Here is a 17081-nt window from a genome sequence, read left to right as displayed (position 1 = left end):
CCGCGCCCGGCCGTTGGGCCGGGCGATACCAAAACCGCGCCCAGTCACGCAGCGCGTAGCTCTTGTTTCAATCCGCGCCCGGCCGTTGGGCCGGGCGATACCGCGCAAGCCAGCGCTTGCCGCCGACGTATTTCAAGTTTCAATCCGCGCCCGGCCGTTGGGCCGGGCGATACTGAGCCCACCCGCTCCGGTGGCCGCCAGAGCTGTCGTTTCAATCCGCGCCCGGCCGTTGGGCCGGGCGATACTCCGCAATCGCAACCTGTTGTTTTGATTGAGGAGAAAACGCAGTCTGCGCGAAGCAGGACTTTCGCACAGATCCTCCTCTGCTCCAATAGCTTATCTTGGTGTCCATGTTTTTATAGAACAAGGACTTACGGCGTGCGCGAAGCTGCCGAGCTTTGTCCGTCACTGGCGGTACGCGCGTCATACGACCAGGGGCCCTTCAAAATCCACGGAACGGTATACGCCGTACTCTTTGACCCGCACCTCCACCGGTTCGGTGATGCGGTAGAAGCGCAGGTTGTCTTGCTGCTCGTCAATCTCGGCCAGCAGGGCGCGCTCCAGCGCCTCGTATTGTATGTCGTTGACCTGGCACTCAAAGACCGATTTCTGTACCCGTTGGCCCATGCTCTCGCAGACCTTGGCGACCCGGCGCAGACGCCTGCGGCCGGCGGCGGTTTCGGTGGAGACGTCGTACGTGACGATGATAAGCATGGCTATGTCTACTTCGTCAGGTAAGGCAGGTAACCAGGCATATCCCCTCGGATGGCGCGCGCGAGCAGCCTGGCCTGAACGAGGGGTAGGAGACCGATTGGCATCTTTGCGTCAAGTAGTGGGTGCGTGACCTCTTCCTTTTTGCGCTCCTGCCAAGCGGCGACGACCAGCCGGCGCCCCCTGTCTCCCAGCAAAACCGCGCCACCTTCTCGAGTTTCAAAGTCGTCCGCATTCAATTGCCCCCGGTTGATGAGGGTGAGGGCGAGTCGGTCGGCCAGAAAGGCGCGGAATTCTTCCTGCAAGTCCAGGGCCAGGGCGGCCCGTCCAGGCCGGACGGCATGCAGGTAGCCCAATTGTGGGTCGAGGCCCACGCTCTCCAAGGCCGAGCGGCAGTCGTTCATGAGCAGGGCGTAGAGGAAGGAGAGCAGGGCGTTGAAGCGGTCCAGGGGTGGGCGCCGGGTGCGACCATTGAGGGTGAAAGTCTGCCGCGCCTGGGGTTTGACGACAAGGTTCAATGCGGCGAAATAGCCGCGCGCTGCTTCGCCCTCGATGCCCCGCAGTTCGTCCAGGCTGGTGGCACCGGCAGCGGCACGGAGCGACGCCGCTAGGTTGTCGGCGGCGCGGGTGAGCGGAGCGGCTTCGTCCGGGTCGGCGGATTCCCGTGCGCCCCGTTGCAGGATGGTACGGCTGTTTTTCAACTTGCCGGCCACACAGGCGCGGGCAAGTTCCAGGGTGGCCTTTGAATCATTGGCGGCCCGGTGCTGGGCCTGCCGCAGCAGGATGTTGCCAGACACGGGGCCTTCGAGGCGGGCTTTGAAACGGCCGTGTTCGTCCAGCAGGACCAAGCTCTTGCCTTCGTCGCCAAGCCGGTGCATCAGGGCGGGGGAGATCATCACGTTGCCGAACGTGACCAAGCCCGCGAGGTGGTGCAGCGGCACTTGGAGGCGCTTCTCCCGTTCCACGTCGATGCGCACGGTCCCGTTTTCCAAGTGCACATAGGACTGCGGCGTCATCACATAGAGGGTGTTGAGCAGGGTATACAAGGTTAGTCCTCCACCCGAAACAGGTCCTGGCGCTGGCGCTGCTGCCGGTCCGTGTTGGCCAGGGCCTCGGGTTGGCAGATTTCCTTCAGCGAGCATTCCCGGCAACGCGCGTCGTTAGCTGGCGCGGGCAGTCGAGCCGAGGCCAGCATGGCGCGGATGGCGGTGGCGGTTTCCTCCACCCGTCGGCGCAGTTCGGGGGTCACGGTCACCTCTCGCCGCCGGCGGCTGCTGGCGTGATAAATGGCCCCTTTGGGCACCGGGCGGCCGAGCATTTCTTCAAGGCACATCGCTTGGGCGGCGAGCTGGATGTCGTCGTGGATCTTTTGGCGCTTGCGGCCGTGCTTGAACTCCACCGGGAAGACGGTGCCGTCCGGGTGGAATTCCACCAGGTCGGCCTTGCCAATGAGGTTCAAGCGATCCGACCATAAGGGCAGGGCGCGTTCCACCTTCACGCCGGCCTTCATCTCATCGCCGGGCTCGTCCACCAGATGATGCACCGCTTGGCCACGGGCGGTATGGAGGTTGTCCTCGAAGACTTGCTCCAGATGGATTAGGCCGCACTGGCGCGGGCAGTAGGCCCAGTGCTGCAGGGCGGAGAGGGGGATGGGGTCGTCCGTGGCTTTCACCGCTCGTCAGCCGAGCAGGCGCTGCAGCAACTCGTCGCGCGTCATGCCGTGATGCGCCGCCACGCCTTCGAGGATCGCCGCGAGGGTGCCGATGCGCAGCGGGTCGTGGTTGGGGATGGTGAGGTGATGCTCGCCACGGACCCGGCTGGTCAGGCGGATGTGGCTGCCGCTTTGGCGCGTGATCTCGTAGCCGAGTCGGCCGAGTCGCTTGACCAAGTCCGCGCCAGACAGATCACGCGGAATCCTCATGCCGCCAGCACTTCCTCGCGGGTGATGTGCAGACGGATCAATGTGGGCAGCTGGCCCTCATCGAAGTGGCATCGCACGGCATCCCGCACCTGGGCGTGCAAGTCCTCGATGCTGTCCGCCTCGGTGTAAATGTCCGCACCCACGGCGCGGGCAATGAAACCGCCTTCGGGGGCTTCTTCGACGATGAAGTGGATTTCGGTCATGGGCTGGGCTCCGGTCAAACCTTGCGCAGCAGTGTAACGCCGGGAGGCATGTCTGTCTCGTTCACCTGCACCTCGTAGTCCATGAAATCGCGCGCGACTTCGACGCCATCCTTGCGCTTGATCTGGATCCGCTCGAACAGGGCGTGGGCGGGCGCATTGCCCAGCGCGCTTTCGTGCTTGAACACAAAAAGGCCGCGTGTGGCCATCTCGCCGCGGGCGGCAGAGCGGTCGTGTTCGAACATCTGGCCGAGGGCCTGCCAGAGCAGGTTCAGGTCGTCGTCGGAGAAACCGGTTTGTTTGGCAAGGAAGGCTGACACAAAGCCATGGGCCATGTAAAGGCCGTAGGGGACCGTGTGCTTGCGGCCCATCGTGCGATTGTCACCGTCCTGTTTCTCGGCCAAGGCTTCGGTGGCGACAGCCATACGGGTGATGGAATGCTCCTGGGTGATGATCGGATCGATGGAGCGGGCGAAGGTCAGTTGCACCGGCCCGCGTACCTGGCCGCAGTTGACGCCGGTGGACATGACCGCGCCAAAGGTGCGCACGTCGTAAAAATTGCGGCACATCCAGGCGCGGGCGTCGTCCACGGCCTCACCGCCTTTGCGCTTTTTGTCGTCGCCGGCCAGCAGGTCTTCGCGCCCGATGCCAACGTAAGCGCGTTTGTGCTGGTTGTTGAGGATGGCTTTCTCCTTCACGTAGATCTCGTAAGGCGGCGTCTCCCCTTTCACCAGTCCGACGAAGTTTCGCACCTTGCGTTTCAGGGCCACATCGGTGACGAGGCCATGGCCGGTTTCAGCGTCCAGTCGGGGCAGGTTGCCGGCGTCGGGGTCGCCGTTGGGGTTGCCGTCGCGCACATCAAACAAAAGAACGAAGTCGTAGCGGTGGTTCAGGCTCATGGCAAGGTCTCCTTATCAGTCAGCGGTTTCCGTGGCGGTTTCGGGTTTGGTGTAGAGGGCTTGGCGCTGGTGGTAGTAACCGATCGCAAAGCGACCTTGATCGCGCAGGCCAAGCTGTCGAGGAAAGTCGGCCAGACCTTCCATGATCTCGCCGATCAGCCTCTCCATCTGCACGGCGCGGCCTTTGTGGAGCTTGCCGAGGTGATGGTTCTTGAGGCGAAGCAAAGTCGTGAACACCGACACCGGCGTGCTGGAGGCTGCGCCGTAATAGCGGTCGCGGATGGTCGCATTGACGCCCGGACTGGATTCCTCCTGAATCTTCTCCAGGACGGCGAACAGCCGCCCCAGGCGATAGGCCGGGTTGGGATTGGCGGTATCGAGCATAGCTAGGAACTCCCTTTCCTGATGGGGCTGGATTCGGTTGCAATGGCGGATCATGCGGTTGAGACTCGCCTTGATCGCCGCGGCGCGGGGGTAGGTGACTTCTTGCTCAGCCCGGCAGCGCTGCACGGCGGCGTTGAGCCAGGAGGCGGGGTAGGGTAGCCCCTCCAGGATGGCGCGCATGATCTCACCGCCGAGGTTGGGTGGGATGTTGTCGGCCTTGCCCTGCACGGCACAGGCTGCAAGCAGGCGAAACAGCGATAGATGCTCCGGCTCACGCGCGGCATGGGCGATGCGGAGGTCCTCGAAATGCTGTTGGATGCGTTGGGCCAGATCCATGGCCGGCGCTGTTTCCCAAAACCGAATGGCGATGCGCGCGGCATTGGGCGCCAGGCCCAGGACATGGAAGCGGGCCTGAGCATCGCCAAGCGTGAACTTGCCCGTTTGTACGGCGGCATAGAGGGCTTTCAAGGCGTCCGTGCCACGGTTTGGGTCGTCCCTAGGGGGTTCGCCGAACAAATCCGGCAGGGCTGATTCCAGATCGTGAGGTTCTTCGGCCCAGAAGACGGTCGAAGTGTCGCCAACCTGAACCCGCTGTTTGGAGGTCAATAGGTAATTCAGTGCGGTTGTGTAGGCGAAGGATGCGCTTTGACTGATGGGTGCATTCTCCCCATTGCGTTCGCGTTTGCCATATGACTCGAATGCCCGTGCATTGAAGGAAACGATGTTGCATCCGGCCGGTTGCCCACCCCATACGCCTTTGATGACGGATTCATTCGGCGCCAGCGGCACGTTGGTGCTGCCGGTTACTAGGCAGGTGCCTCGCAGCGGGCTGCCAGAGCGTGCTTTGGATAGCGCAGCTTCATAGGCCGCTCTCACTGCGGGCCGGGCATGAACGTATTCGATGTCGGAGACAAGACGGAAAACCAGGACCGGGTCGCGCTTCTCGAAGGCTTCCTGGAGTTGGAAACGTTCGATGAGGGCGGTTACGGAATCAGGGTTGCTTTGGATGTGGCCACAGAATTGCAAGACGGCTTGAATACCCTGATCGTGGACTGTTCCCAGCCAGTCGCGAAGGGTAGCAATGAAGCTGGCCAATTTCCCTTGGCCCTTGTTGCCCGTACCGAGAACGAAGCTGGCATTGTCCCAAAGAAGGTTGGCATCGACACCGCTGTTGGTATGTTTCATCGCTTGCTTGCCGATGGCTGGCACGAGCAAGTCACGGGGGACGGTCTTGCCTTTCTTCAGTTCGCCGATGGATTCGATATTGATGCACTGGCCCTGGTCATCCAATACCAGGACGTAGTCGACACCACGTCGCACCCAGCCTTCGCGGGGCATATCTTCGGAACGCTCGTAATAGCGGCTCAGCGCTTGCAGAATCATCCCCGCACCTCCTCGCTGTCCCAGGCCGGCACTTCGATGACGCCGTTTTGTAGCTTTGCGCGGAAGATGCGGGGCTGCGGGTCATAGGGTTTGCTGAAGTCCAGGTCGTAGAGCATGAAACCAAGGTCGCGCGTCTCCGGAATGGGGGGTGGTTCGACCGACAAGTCGGTCACCAGCCGGAAAGCGGCGGCAAACTCGCGGCAGCCCAGATAAGGCTGGTTTACGCATTGCCCCTTGCCGGCCCGGCGTTCAAACATCTCGTGATATTTGGTGCAGCTGGCCTCGGGATCGCGCTCCGGTATGAATTCCATCTCGGCATGTACGCGGTAGGCGACGTCGCGCAGAAAGAGGCCGGCGCGTTGCTGGCGGTCGTCCTCAATGAAGAGCGCGAGGTTGCCCGTGCCGCTTTTCATGGCGGTTTCCACGTTGCGGGTGGAAACGATCGACGCGACTTCGTTTCGGCGCAGGTTGATCCAGCGGATGGGCTTCAGCACTTCGATCTTGCGGATGTGCCAACGGATAGCCGGTTTCCACAGGATGGCCTCGAAGCAGGCCCGGGCGGCGGAAGGGGTCATCACGTCGTAGCTGACGCGCTCAACTTTCATCTCGGGGCGAGTGAAGCAGGCCCAGGGGCCGGAGAGTTCAAGGCAATAGCGTTTCATGGCCATCCCTTATACGATAGTTTGGCCTGCGGCAGGCGAAGGATCGTCGAGCATGAGACCTAACACCGGATGATATATCCAGTCGCTCGTCTGCAAAAACAGGCAAGGCAAGATTTCCTCGACGACGCTTTGTTTGAGTAATTGTAGCGCTGCCCGCCGGTGAATGCGGACGGTGTAGCGTTGCAGTTTGCGCATCAGCCAGCGTTCCGGGCCGTTGGTGCGGAGGCTACTGATCAGGCGGTCAACCGTCGTGTCTGCGCCATCTAGCCCTCGGTAGAGAACGATGATCGGCACGCTGTCCTCATCGTCGATGAGCCGAAAGCGCTCCGCAGCGGTGCGAAAGTTAACAGCGAGGCTGCGGCCGTCCACCTTGAGCAGATCCGCGATTCCTTTGGCATCCAGGTCGCAAGCGTGGTAGAGTCGCTCGAAGTATGAAGAAAATCGATGGCGATCCAGTGGATCGCCGCAGTGGCCGTGCAGAGTGCTGATGGTGGCATCCACGCCTTTGCGGATGAGATCAGGCAATCGGGCTGCAGGCGGCACAAACACCCACACCTCGCCCGAGGCCAATCGGCCCTCACGGTTGCATCGCCCAGCCGCCTGGGCAATGGAATCGAGCCCAGCCACTGCGCGATAGACCACGGGAAAATCGATGTCCACCCCTGCCTCTACCAGTTGAGTGCTAACCACGCGGGTATGGATGCCATGCTGCAGCCGGGTTTTGACGTCGCGGATGACCTGCGCACGGTGTGCGCCGCACATCAGCGCGGAGAGGTGCAGGGTGCCTTCGGGCATCTGTCCATGCAGCTCGCGAGCCTGTAGACGCGTATTGACAATGGCAAGCACACTGTCGTGCCGCGCCAGTCGCTCGGCCAGCTCCGGCCAAGTGGTGGGCATGTTCCAGTCGTTGGGTAGGTGCACCGCCACGCGCTTGAGCTGGCGATACAGCGCGCCCGGGTCGGCGATGATCTCGCGCACGTTGTCCAACCCGCGCAGGTTCTGGCACGTGTCGAAATATTCGCGTGTGGAAAGGGCGGGTTGGGTGGCCGTGGACAGGACCACGCTCACGCCGTAGTGGCGGCTCAGCAGGTTGAGCACATCCAAAATGGGTTGCAGGAATTCGGGCGGCAGGAGCTGGGCCTCGTCGAGCACCACCACGCTGTCCACAATGTTGTGCAGCTTCCGGCAACGTGAGGGTTTCGCGGCAAACAGGGATTCGAAGAACTGGACGTTGGTGGTCACGACTATAGGCGCGTCCCAGTTCTCGCAAGCCAGACGGCTGCGGGCACTTTCTTGGTCGGGATCGACCTCGGCGTTGCTGTGGTGCTCGATGACTGCATCGCCAAAGATGGCGCGGAAGATGTCGGCCGTCTGCTCGATGATGCTGGTGTAGGGGATGGCGTAGATTACCCGACGTTTGCCGTGGCGCTTGGCGTGCTCCAGAGCAAAGGCCATGCTGGAGAGAGTCTTGCCGCCCCCGGTAGGGACGGTCAATGAAAAAAGGCCCGGCGCCTCGGCGGCCTTGGCCCGACATTCGGCCAGGATCGCTGCACGCAGGCTGTTGACCGGGGTGTGTTCAGCGCTGCCCGCCAGATCGGCCATGTGGCGATCGAAGCAATCCAGCAATTCGGCTATGGTTGGCCATCCGCTTCGCTGGTGGGCCTTTTCAGTGTCCATATAGGACTCGGTGTCGAGGAAATCGGCATCCACTAGGCAGGAGAAGAGCAGGCGCAACCACAAGGCGAATCCGGCGCTGCCACCAGGGACGGTACGCAAATCCGGCATGAAAGCCCCGTGATTAAGGATGTTGTCGGGTGGTTGAGCGGCCAAGGCTTCGTTCAACTCGTCCCTGGCCTGTTGACTGGCCAGTCTAACTTCCAGTCCGCCATGCCAATCGTCCAGGCCGGCATGGTGACCGGCAATCAGATAAGCCAGCACGCGGCCGGCTTCTTTGAATCGGTCACAGGCTAACAAGGCGCCAGCACTGGAATGGGTCACCCGACCGCTGCCGCCCTCGATGTGCGCGTCTACCTCGAAGCCGCTCGCTTGACCGATGTAGCGCTGGAAGCGGGGCCGATATTTACCCAAGTCGTGCCACAGTCCGGCCAGCCTCGCCCACTCCTCCCCGCCGAATCGTCGCGCATGGCCGGCCGCCAGCGCTGCCACGCAGACCAAATGCTCAGCAAGGTCATGCGGTTCCCGCCAGGTACCGTCTGCTGTCCGGCAAGCGTGAGCGATCGGTTTGCCGTCGGTCATCAGCTGCGCCTCCCTACACGCAAATAATCGAGCTCATTCCCGAATGAAGCGAACGCGCGTCCCTGCCAGTGCGATGACGTCGCCGTCGTTCAAGCGGGCGCCCTCGGGTCGCAGGGGCTGGTCGTTGAGGGTGACGGACTGGGCGCCAACGGTCTGGCGCAGCGTGTAGGTGGTGCCTTCGCGCACGATGCTTGCCACGGCCACGCCGGGCTTGCCGATGGTGGTGACGGGTTTGATCAGCACCAGCGTGCGTCCTTGCGCCGGGCCTTCGAGTACCTCCAGCCGGGCGGGTGTCGCCGTCACGGGGGGCGCGGATATGGTGGTCGGGGGGGAGGGAGCCGCGGGGGTGGCGGGCGGTGCGTCACCCTCGCCGGAAATCACCCGCAATTGGTAGCGGGCGATTTCCACGACGTCATCCGGCCCGACGTCGGCGGACACCACGGCGCGCCCATTGACGTAGGTGCCGTTGGTGCTGTTGAGGTCTAGCACCTGCACGCGGCCGTCGGGTTGCAGCACGAAGACGGCATGTTCGCCGCTGACGCCGAGGTGTTCGATCACGAGGTCGTTGTACGGGCGACGCCCAACTGTGGTGCGGATCCGGGTCAGCGGCACGCGTTGCAGTTCGCGCCCGTCCAGACTGATGGTGAGCATGGGCATGGTCTACGCTCCGGACTCGGCTCGAGGGGGGCAGTGGATCAGGGCGACGGTGATGTTGTCACGGCCGCCCGCGGCATTGGCGGCGGCGACCAACGCCCGGGCGGCGGCGTCCGAGGCGCCCGTGTGGCGCAGGATGCGGGCGATCTCGGCATCCGTCAACATGTCGGTCAGGCCGTCGGAGCACAGCAGGTAAGTGTCGCCCGCTTGCACCGCATGCTCGGCCAGGTCGATGTCCACCCACGGCGCCACGCCGATGGCGCGTGTGACCAGGTTGCGGTAGCCGGTCAGGCGCGCGCCGCTGGCCGGCAGTAGCCCGGCGTCCACGTGGTCCTGTACCAGGGTGTGGTCGCGTGTCAGTTGCGCGAGCAGCCCCTGTCGCAGCCGGTACAGGCGCGAGTCGCCGACATGCGCGACGATCAATTGGCCGTCGCGCCAGCCCGCCACCACGACCGTCGTGGCCATGCCGCGCAGCGCGGGGTGGGTGCGTGCTTCTTCGTAGACGCGCCGGTTGGCCTGGCGGATGGCCTGCAGCAGCGCGCGGTGTGGATCGTCGTGCCACAGTGCGGCGTGCTCGCGCAGCGACTGCACGACCGTCTCGCAGCACAGGCGACTGGCCACCTCGCCGGCGTTGTAGCCGCCCATGCCATCGGCCAGCACGGCCACCCCCAGTGTGGCGTCGATGAGGACGGTATCTTCGTTGTTGGGGCGCAGGCGCCCCACGTCGGTGGCAGCGGCGAATTGGATGGACATGGGGCAGGGCGAGGTGGCACGCCCAGCCAGTGTAGCGCCGCCCGTGCGGTCAGAGCAGGCTCTTGAGCAGCTTGCCCATCTCGGAGGGGTTGCGCGTGACCTTGAAGCCGCACTCCTCCATGATGGCGAGTTTGGCCTCGGCCGTGTCGGCGCCGCCGCTGATCAGCGCGCCGGCGTGGCCCATGCGCTTGCCCGGGGGGGCGGTGACGCCGGCGATGAAGCCGACCACCGGCTTTTTCATGTGCTCCTTGCACCAGCGCGCGGCCTCGGCCTCGTCCGGCCCGCCGATCTCGCCGATCATGATGACGGCGTCGGTGTCCGGATCGTCGTTGAACATCTTCATCACGTCGATGTGCTTGAGGCCGTTGATCGGGTCGCCGCCGATGCCCACCGCGCTGGACTGGCCCAGCCCGAGCTCGGTGAGCTGCGCGACCGCCTCGTAGGTCAGCGTGCCGGAGCGCGACACCACGCCGATGCGGCCCTTGCGGTGGATGTGGCCGGGCATGATGCCGATTTTGATTTCCTCCGGCGTGATCAGGCCCGGACAGTTCGGCCCCAGCAGCAGCGTCTTCTTGCCGCCGGCGGCCTCCTTGGCCTTCATCTTGTTGCGCACCATCAGCATGTCGCGCACGGGAATGCCTTCGGTGATGCAGACCACCAGGTCCAGGTCGGCCTCCACCGCCTCCCAGATGGCGTCCGCCGCCCCGGCCGGCGGCACGTAGATGACGCTGACCGTGGCACCCGTCTCGGCCGCCGCCTCTTTCACGGAGGCGTAGATGGGGATGTCGAAAATCTTCTCACCGGCCTTCTTGGGGTTGACGCCGGCGACGAAGCAGTTTTTGCCGTTGGCGTACTCCTGGCACTTTTCGGTGTGGAACTGGCCCGTCTTGCCGGTGATGCCCTGGGTGATGACCTTGGTGTCTTTGTTGATCAGGATGGACATGATGCGCTTTCCTCTCGGCAGGGCCAATCAACGGCCGGCGACGGCGGCGACGACCTTCTGGGCGGCTTCGGCCATGGTGTCGGCGCTGATGATGGGCAGGCCCGACTCGGCCAGCATCTTCTTGCCCAGGTCCTCGTTGGTGCCCTTCATGCGCACGACCAGCGGCACGTTCAGGTTGACCGCCTTGCACGCGGTGATCACGCCGGTGGCGATCACGTCGCAGCGCATGATGCCGCCAAAGATGTTGACCAGGATGGCCTTGACGTTGGGGTTCTTGAGCATGATCTTGAACGCCTCGGTCACCTTCTCGGCCGTGGCGCCGCCGCCGACGTCCAGGAAGTTGGCCGGCTCGCCGCCGAACAGCTTGATGGTGTCCATCGTCGCCATCGCCAGCCCGGCGCCGTTGACCAGACACCCGATGTTGCCGTCCAGGCTGATGTAGGCGAGGTCGAACTTGGAGGCCTCGATTTCGGCCGGGTCTTCTTCGTCCAGGTCGCGCAGGGCGACGATTTCCGGGTGGCGGAACAGCGCGTTGGAGTCGAAGTTGAACTTGGCGTCCAGCGCGATCAGGTTGCCCTGGCTGTCGCGGTTGAGCGGGTTGATCTCCACCAGCGACGCGTCGGTCTCCATGTAGCAGCGGTACAGGTTCTGCAGCAGCGTCACCGCCTGGTCCACCGTGTGGCCGGTCATGCCGATGCCCTCGGCCAGTTGGCGCGCCTGGGCGTCGGTCAGGCCGGTCAGCGGATCGACGAAGATCTTCACGATCTTGTCGGGCGTGTGCGCGGCGACCTCCTCGATGTCCATGCCGCCTTCGCTGGAGGCGATGATCGCCACCTTCTGCGTCGCGCGGTCGGTCACCACCGACACGTAATACTCTTTCTGGATATCGGCGCCGTCTTCGATGTACAGGCGCCGCACCTTCTGGCCCTGCGGGCCGGTTTGGTGCGTGACCAGTTGCATGCCCAGGATCTGGCCGGCCAGTTCGCGCACCTGGTCGATGCTCTTGGCGACCTTGACGCCGCCGCCCTTGCCGCGGCCGCCGGCGTGGATCTGGGCCTTGACCACCCAGACCGGTCCGCCCAGTTTCTGGGCCGCCTCGACCGCCTCCTGCACCGTAAACGCCGCAATGCCGCGCGGCACCGGCACGCCGAACTGACGCAAGATTTCCTTGCCTTGGTACTCGTGAATCTTCATGTGGTTCCTGTCTGAAGTGGCGTCTGACGGGAGGTCCGCCCGGCAGCAGGCGAGGGGTCGGCCAGACCGCTCGCGCCGCCGCGTGCACGAGTGCGCAGCGCCCCAGCATGGGGCGCCACGGCTGGCGGGCCAGCGCGGGACAGCGCGAACTGTATCATGGTGCGTCGCACAAACCTTGTGCGAAGCTGACGGGCCGCGCCGTCCCGTCGGGCGGGATTTTGACCTTGTCAATGGGGGGCAACCCCCGTGGAGTATCGCGATGGCCCACATCTTCATCGACGGGGAAGCCGGCACGACCGGCCTGCAGATCCGCGAGCGGCTGCAGGGGCTGGCCGGCGTCACGCTGCTGTCGATCGACCCCGAGCGCCGCAAGGACCCGCAGGCCAAGCGCGAGCGCATGGCGCAGGCGGATCTGGTCATCCTCTGCCTGCACGACGAGGCCGCGCGCGAGTCCGTGGCCATGATCGACGCCTTGCGGGCCGAGACCGGGCGCGCGCCGCGCATCATCGACGCCTCCACCGCGCACCGGGTGGCCCCGGGCTGGGTGTATGGCTTTGCCGAACTGGCACCGGGGCAGGCCGAGGCCATCCGCGCGGCCGACCGCGTGGCCAACCCCGGCTGCTACGCCACGGGGGCCATTGCGCTGATTCGCCCGCTGGTCGATGCCGGCCTCATCCCGCCCGACCACCCCCTGTGCCTGCCCAGCGTCAGCGGCTACACCGGGGGCGGGCGCACCATGATCGAGGCGTACGAATCCGGCCGCGCCCCCGCCTTCGAGCTGTACGCCCTGGGGCTGGAGCACAAGCACCTGCCGGAGATCATGGCCTACACCGGCCTGCAGCGCCGCCCGCTGTTCGTGCCGTCCGTGGGCAACTTTGCGCAGGGCATGCTGGTGCAGCTGCCGTTGCATCTGGATGCGCTGCCGGGCCAGGTGCGCCCGGCCGATCTGCACGACGCGCTGGCGGCCCATTACGCGGGCAGCGCGTGGGTGTCGGTCGAGCCGCCCACCGCCGATGGCAAGCTGGACGCGGTGGCCCTGGCCGGCAGCGACCGGCTGGAGCTGCGGGTGTACGGCAACGACGCGCGCCGCCACGCCCTGCTCGTGGCTCGATTGGACAACCTGGGCAAAGGCGCCAGCGGCGCCGCGGTGCAGAATCTGCGGCTGATGCTGGACGTCTGACGAGGAGACCGACCATGACCCGCGACCCCCACGACCGGCGCGCAAGCGCCCACCCCTTGCGGGGCTGGCGCCGGCGTGCGCTGTCCGCCCTGGGCGCCCTGAGCGGCGCGCTGCTGTCCGCGTGGCTGGCCGGCTGCGCGGCCCCGCCGCGCGACTTCGACTACCGCGTTCCACCCCAGCCGGAGGCTGCCACGGGCAGCGCCGCCAAGCCGGGCTGGGCCACGCAGCGCTTTGCGGTCGCGGCTGCCAACCCCCTGGCCACGGATGCCGGCTACCAGGTGCTCAAGGCCGGTGGCAGCGCGGTGGACGCGGCGGTCGCCGTGCAAATGGTGTTGACGCTGGTCGAACCCCAGTCCAGCGGCATTGGCGGCGGGGCCTTCCTGCTGCATTGGGACGGCCGGCAGATCCAGGCCTACGACGGGCGCGAAACCGCCCCCGCCGGCGCGGACGAGCGCCTGTTCCTCAAACCCGACGGCACGCCCATGGCCTTTCACGACGCGGTGGTGGGCGGCCGCTCGGTCGGCGTGCCGGGTACGCTGCGCATGCTGGAGCTGGCGCACCGCCAGCACGGCCGCCTGCCGTGGGCCAAGCTGTTCGAGCCCGCCATCCGGCTGGCCGAGGAGGGCTTCCCCGTCAGCCCGCGCCTGCACGGCCTGCTGCGCACCGAGGCCCACTTGAAGCGCGACCCGGTGGCGGCCCGCTACTTCTACCAGCCCGACGGCCAGCCCTGGCCCGTGGGCACCCGTGTGCGCAACCCCGAGCTGGCCGCCGTGCTGCGCGAAGTGGCTGCGCGCGGCGCCGATGCGTTCTACCGCGGCCCGATCGCGCGCGATGTGGTGGCCAAGGTGCAGGGCCATCCGACCAACCCCGGCCGCCTGACCGAGGCCGATCTGGCCGCCTACCGCCCCGCCGTGCGCGAGGCCCTGTGCGCCGACTGGCGGCAGTACCGCCTGTGCGGCTTTCCGCCGCCGTCGTCGGGGCATTTGGCCATTTTGCAGATGCTGGGCATGCTGGAGCACACGCCGGTGGCCGCGCCGTTGCAGGACGGGCTGCCGGGGGCGGACTTTTTGCATGTCTACACCGAAGCCGCGCGGCTGGCCTTTGCCGACCGCGCGCAGTACGTGGCCGACCCCGACTTCGTCGCCGCGCCCGGCGGTGACTGGCGCACCCTCATCGACCCGGCCTATCTGCGCCAGCGCGCCGCCCAGATCGGCGCGCAGTCCATGAAGCAGGCCAAGCCCGGCCAGCCCGCGCCGCTGCGCGTCTCCCAAGCCCCGCAGCCGGATCAGCCCGAGTACGGCACCTCGCACATTTCCATCGTCGATGCCGAGGGCCGCGCGCTGGCCATGACCACCACCATCGAAGACCAGTTCGGGGCGCGGCAGATGGTGCGCGGCTTTTTGCTCAACAACGAGCTGACCGACTTCTCCTTCGCGCCGGCCGATGCCGCCGGCACGCCGATCGCCAACCGGGTGCAGCCGGGCAAGCGCCCGCGCTCTAGCATGAGCCCGACGCTGGTGTTCGACCGCCGCGACGGCCGGCTGGTCATGAGCGCCGGCTCGCCGGGCGGGGCGTTGATCATCCACTACACCGCCAAGACGCTGCTGGGCACGCTGGCGTGGGGGCTGAATGCGCAGCAGGCCATCGACCTGCCCAATTTTGGCTCCACCAACGGCCCCACGCTGCTGGAAAAAGGGCGCTTCCCCGCCGCCACCGTCCAGGCGCTGCAGGCGCGCGGGCACGAGGTGCGCGAGATGGACATGACCAGCGGCCTGCAGGCCATCCAGCGCAGCGGCAGCGGCTGGTTTGGCGGCGCCGATCCGCGCCGCGAGGGCGTGGTGATGGGGGATTGACGCAGGGAAAACTCAACCGCCGTCCACCAGCCAGTCCCCCTCGCGCCGCGCCGCGCCGCTGGCGCACAGGTCGTCGATCAGGTCCTGCAGCCAGGTGTCGAAGGGCTGGCCCCCGCCGTGGGCGGTGTGCAGGCGCACCAGGTAGGGAACGCCCTGCGCCCAGGCGCGCACCGCGGCGAGGGACTGGCGCTGCCACGCCAGCAGCTTGAACTTGAGCAGCACCTTCAGCCCGTAGCGCCGGTGTCGCGCCGGGTCGGCCACGAACTGCGCCAGCCGTTGCCGGGCAACCGCCAGCGCCGCCGCCACCGGCGCGGCCGGCCCGCCGCCGCGGTGCGCCGCGTCGCCGAACGGGCTGCCGTGGCCGGGGATGACGACGCACGGCGCCAGCCGCTCGATCAGGTCCAGCGTCGCCGCCACGGCGTCGAAGCCGGGTTCTCCCTCCAGCTCCGGGAAGACGACGCCGAAGCCGTGCTGCCACAGCGCGTCGCCGCTGATCAGCGTGCGGCTGGCCGGCTCGAACAGCATCACCGCGTCCGGGTCGTGGCCCGGAGCGGCGTGGATTTGCCACGCGCGGCCGGCCAGCGTCACCGTCGCGCCCGGGGCCAGCAGCGCGTCGAAGGCAAAGCGCGCGCAGTCCTGCCCGGTGGCGCGGTAGCTCAGGCGATCCTCGTCCCAGGCGCGCACGGCGTCGGCCGCCCCGGGTGGGATGGCGGTGCGCAGACCGGGATAGCGGGCCTGCAGCGCGGCGTTGCCGCCGCAGTGGTCGCTGTGCAGGTGGGTGTTGAGCAGCCGGCCCAGCGGCCGCCCGCCGAGCGCCTGCTCCACCAGCGCCAGCGTCTGCGCGGCGTGGGTGACGTAGCCGCTGTCGATCAGCGCCGTGCCTTCCGGCCCCTCGCACAGCACATTGTTGGCCGACAGCCAGCCGCGCTCGAACACGCGCACGCCGGCGGGCAGGGCAGGGTGGTGCGTGCTCATCTCACCCCGCGCAAGCCCATCAGCACCGTGCCGACGAAGATGACCAGCGGCCCAGCCGCCCACCACGCGGCGGCGGGCAGCAGCTCGCGGTTCTGCCGCCACAGATGCAGCAGCACCACCGAGGTCAGCACGCCGATGGCGCCCAACAGCAGCACCACGGCGCGCAGGTCGAGTTCGCTCGTCATCGCCCATCCCTACGACGTTGCCGGATGGATACCAGTGTAGCCGGCTGGCGGGGCGAATCGGGCCGGAGCGTGGCGTGCGCGGGCGGCGCGAGGGCATCGGTCACAGCGCGAACGTCCAGCGGCGCAGCACCGCCACCGTCTGCGTCAGGCCCTGCGCCCGCAGGGTGTCGAGGTATTCCTCGGCGGTCTTGGGCGGGTGGCGCAGCGAGCGGCGGTGGCGGGCGGCCGCCTCCAGCGTCCGCGCCGGTTGCTGGTCCAGCAGGTCGGTGACGAAGTCGTCCGGGTGCTGCGCCACGAGGCCATGGGGCCGCAGCGCCTCGGCGGGGAAGTCCTGCAGGTTGAAGGTGACGATCAGCTCGGCCCCGGCGCGCCCGGACGTTGCGCATCCATTCCTCGTGGATGCGTGCACTCCAGCGCGCCCGCACCAGATCGGCCAGCGCCAGGTGCATCAGCAGGTCGCGCAGCGGCGCGGGGTAGAGCACGCAGGCGTCGTAGACGGCGGTCGGCGGCGCGCCCATCCCGTCAGTAGCCCATGCCGAGCGCCTGGGCCTGGGCCGCCAGCTCGTCGAGCGCCTGGCCGCGCGCGGCGTCGATGCGCTGCTTGTAGGCGAGCACGTCCTGGTAGCGCACGCGCCGGTGGCGGCCGACGCGGTGGAACGGGATCTCGCCCTTTTCCAGCAGCTGGACCAGGAAGGGCCGCGACACCTGCAGCAGGTCGGCCGCCTCTTGCGTCGTCAGCTCGGCGTGCAGCGGGATGAGGGTGACGGCGTGCCCCTGGCCGATCTCGGTCAGCACGTCCAGCAGCAGGCGCAGCACCGGTGCCGGCAGCGTTACGGAATGCACGCCGCCCTGCTCGTCGCGGAAGTCGATGCACTGGCTGCCCGCGCGGGTCTGCAGCACGGCCGATCCGTCATTCGTTTCTCTCGTC

The 17081-nt window shown here is 66.6% G+C and carries 17 protein-coding genes, 2 pseudogenes and 1 CRISPR repeat array (1 of these 20 only partly in view); of the genes and pseudogenes, 2 read left to right on the top strand and 17 right to left on the bottom strand.

The features are described from left to right. Positions 1 to 245: a CRISPR direct-repeat array (repeat unit 37 nt; unit sequence GTTTCAATCCGCGCCCGGCCGTTGGGCCGGGCGATAC) (it extends 226 nt beyond the left edge of the window). A gap of 178 nt (positions 246 to 423) precedes the next feature. From cas2 to sucC, 13 genes are read right to left on the bottom strand one after another with little or no spacing between them, the layout of a single operon-like run. After that, positions 424 to 714: a CRISPR-associated endonuclease Cas2 gene (cas2, locus tag A9O67_RS02365; protein WP_068607008.1), complete on the bottom strand. Its 291-nt coding sequence runs from the start codon at positions 712 to 714 to the stop codon at positions 424 to 426. A gap of 8 nt (positions 715 to 722) precedes the next feature. Then, the gene (gene cas1c, locus A9O67_RS02360) at positions 723 to 1757 is read right to left on the bottom strand and encodes a type I-C CRISPR-associated endonuclease Cas1c (RefSeq protein ID WP_156682228.1); all 1035 of its coding nucleotides are present in this window, start codon (positions 1755 to 1757) and stop codon (positions 723 to 725) included. 2 nt (positions 1758 to 1759) lie between these two features. Then, on the bottom strand, positions 1760 to 2383 hold the full coding sequence (gene cas4 / locus A9O67_RS02355) for a CRISPR-associated protein Cas4 (protein ID WP_068607006.1): 624 nt from the start codon (positions 2381 to 2383) through the stop codon (positions 1760 to 1762). Between the two features lie 6 nt (positions 2384 to 2389). After that, positions 2390 to 2632 carry a type II toxin-antitoxin system HicA family toxin gene (locus A9O67_RS02350; protein WP_068607004.1) on the bottom strand — a complete coding sequence of 81 codons (243 nt, stop codon included), beginning with the start codon at positions 2630 to 2632 and terminating at the stop codon, positions 2390 to 2392. Further along, on the bottom strand, positions 2629 to 2835 hold the full coding sequence (locus A9O67_RS02345) for a 2-oxoisovalerate dehydrogenase (protein WP_068607002.1): 207 nt from the start codon (positions 2833 to 2835) through the stop codon (positions 2629 to 2631). Before A9O67_RS02345 ends, A9O67_RS02350 begins: the two co-directional genes overlap by 4 nt. A 14-nt stretch (positions 2836 to 2849) precedes the next feature. Further along, positions 2850 to 3731 carry a type I-C CRISPR-associated protein Cas7/Csd2 gene (cas7c, locus tag A9O67_RS02340; protein WP_068607000.1) on the bottom strand — a complete coding sequence of 294 codons (882 nt, stop codon included), beginning with the start codon at positions 3729 to 3731 and terminating at the stop codon, positions 2850 to 2852. A gap of 15 nt (positions 3732 to 3746) precedes the next feature. Then, on the bottom strand, positions 3747 to 5498 hold the full coding sequence (gene cas8c, locus A9O67_RS02335) for a type I-C CRISPR-associated protein Cas8c/Csd1 (protein ID WP_068606998.1): 1752 nt from the start codon (positions 5496 to 5498) through the stop codon (positions 3747 to 3749). Continuing rightward, complete coding sequence (cas5c, locus tag A9O67_RS02330) at positions 5495 to 6160, bottom strand: type I-C CRISPR-associated protein Cas5c (protein ID WP_068607099.1); 666 nt, start codon at positions 6158 to 6160, stop codon at positions 5495 to 5497. The genes cas8c and cas5c overlap by 4 nt, the downstream gene beginning before the upstream one ends. Positions 6161 to 6169: 9 nt before the next feature. After that, complete coding sequence (locus A9O67_RS02325) at positions 6170 to 8416, bottom strand: CRISPR-associated helicase/endonuclease Cas3 (protein WP_068606996.1); 2247 nt, start codon at positions 8414 to 8416, stop codon at positions 6170 to 6172. A gap of 33 nt (positions 8417 to 8449) precedes the next feature. Beyond that, positions 8450 to 9073: an FHA domain-containing protein gene (locus tag A9O67_RS02320; protein ID WP_068606993.1), complete on the bottom strand. Its 624-nt coding sequence runs from the start codon at positions 9071 to 9073 to the stop codon at positions 8450 to 8452. A gap of 3 nt (positions 9074 to 9076) precedes the next feature. Beyond that, on the bottom strand, positions 9077 to 9823 hold the full coding sequence (locus A9O67_RS02315) for a Stp1/IreP family PP2C-type Ser/Thr phosphatase (protein ID WP_068606991.1): 747 nt from the start codon (positions 9821 to 9823) through the stop codon (positions 9077 to 9079). A gap of 49 nt (positions 9824 to 9872) precedes the next feature. Next, positions 9873 to 10766: a succinate--CoA ligase subunit alpha gene (gene sucD, locus A9O67_RS02310; protein WP_068606989.1), complete on the bottom strand. Its 894-nt coding sequence runs from the start codon at positions 10764 to 10766 to the stop codon at positions 9873 to 9875. A 27-nt stretch (positions 10767 to 10793) separates the two neighbouring features. Next, entirely contained in the window at positions 10794 to 11960 is a 1167-nt protein-coding gene (sucC, locus tag A9O67_RS02305; protein ID WP_068606987.1) for an ADP-forming succinate--CoA ligase subunit beta, read from the bottom strand. 259 nt (positions 11961 to 12219) lie between these two features. Between sucC and argC the strand changes: the two genes are divergently transcribed. Both argC and ggt read left to right on the top strand, forming a co-directional pair. Continuing rightward, positions 12220 to 13140, top strand: a complete 921-nt coding sequence (gene argC, locus A9O67_RS02300; protein ID WP_068606985.1) for an N-acetyl-gamma-glutamyl-phosphate reductase — start codon at positions 12220 to 12222, stop codon at positions 13138 to 13140. A 14-nt stretch (positions 13141 to 13154) separates the two neighbouring features. Then, positions 13155 to 14993, top strand: coding sequence for a gamma-glutamyltransferase (ggt, locus tag A9O67_RS02295; RefSeq protein ID WP_082955292.1), 1839 nt, complete (start codon positions 13155 to 13157; stop codon positions 14991 to 14993). Between the two features lie 12 nt (positions 14994 to 15005). Here ggt and A9O67_RS02290 read toward each other — a convergent pair whose 3' ends face one another. From A9O67_RS02290 to A9O67_RS02275, 4 genes and pseudogenes are all read right to left on the bottom strand, one after another. Then, a complete protein-coding gene (locus A9O67_RS02290) occupies positions 15006 to 15968 on the bottom strand; it encodes an MBL fold metallo-hydrolase (RefSeq protein ID WP_068606984.1) in 963 nt (320 codons plus the stop codon). After that, the gene (locus A9O67_RS02285; RefSeq protein WP_068606982.1) at positions 15965 to 16153 is read right to left on the bottom strand and encodes a hypothetical protein; all 189 of its coding nucleotides are present in this window, start codon (positions 16151 to 16153) and stop codon (positions 15965 to 15967) included. Before A9O67_RS02285 ends, A9O67_RS02290 begins: the two co-directional genes overlap by 4 nt. 100 nt (positions 16154 to 16253) lie before the next feature. Continuing rightward, positions 16254 to 16671: pseudogene (locus A9O67_RS02280) on the bottom strand (PIN domain-containing protein). Positions 16672 to 16675: 4 nt separating this feature from the next. After that, positions 16676 to 17059, bottom strand: a pseudogene (locus A9O67_RS02275) (excisionase family DNA-binding protein); the annotation flags it as partial. Positions 17060 to 17081 lie beyond the last annotated feature (22 nt).

This window comes from Tepidimonas fonticaldi, from assembly GCF_001675355.1.
GTDB lineage: Bacteria > Pseudomonadota > Gammaproteobacteria > Burkholderiales > Burkholderiaceae_C > Tepidimonas > Tepidimonas fonticaldi.
The sequence above is the reverse complement of the archived record's forward strand: the minus strand, read 5'-3'. Positions and strand labels throughout refer to the sequence as shown.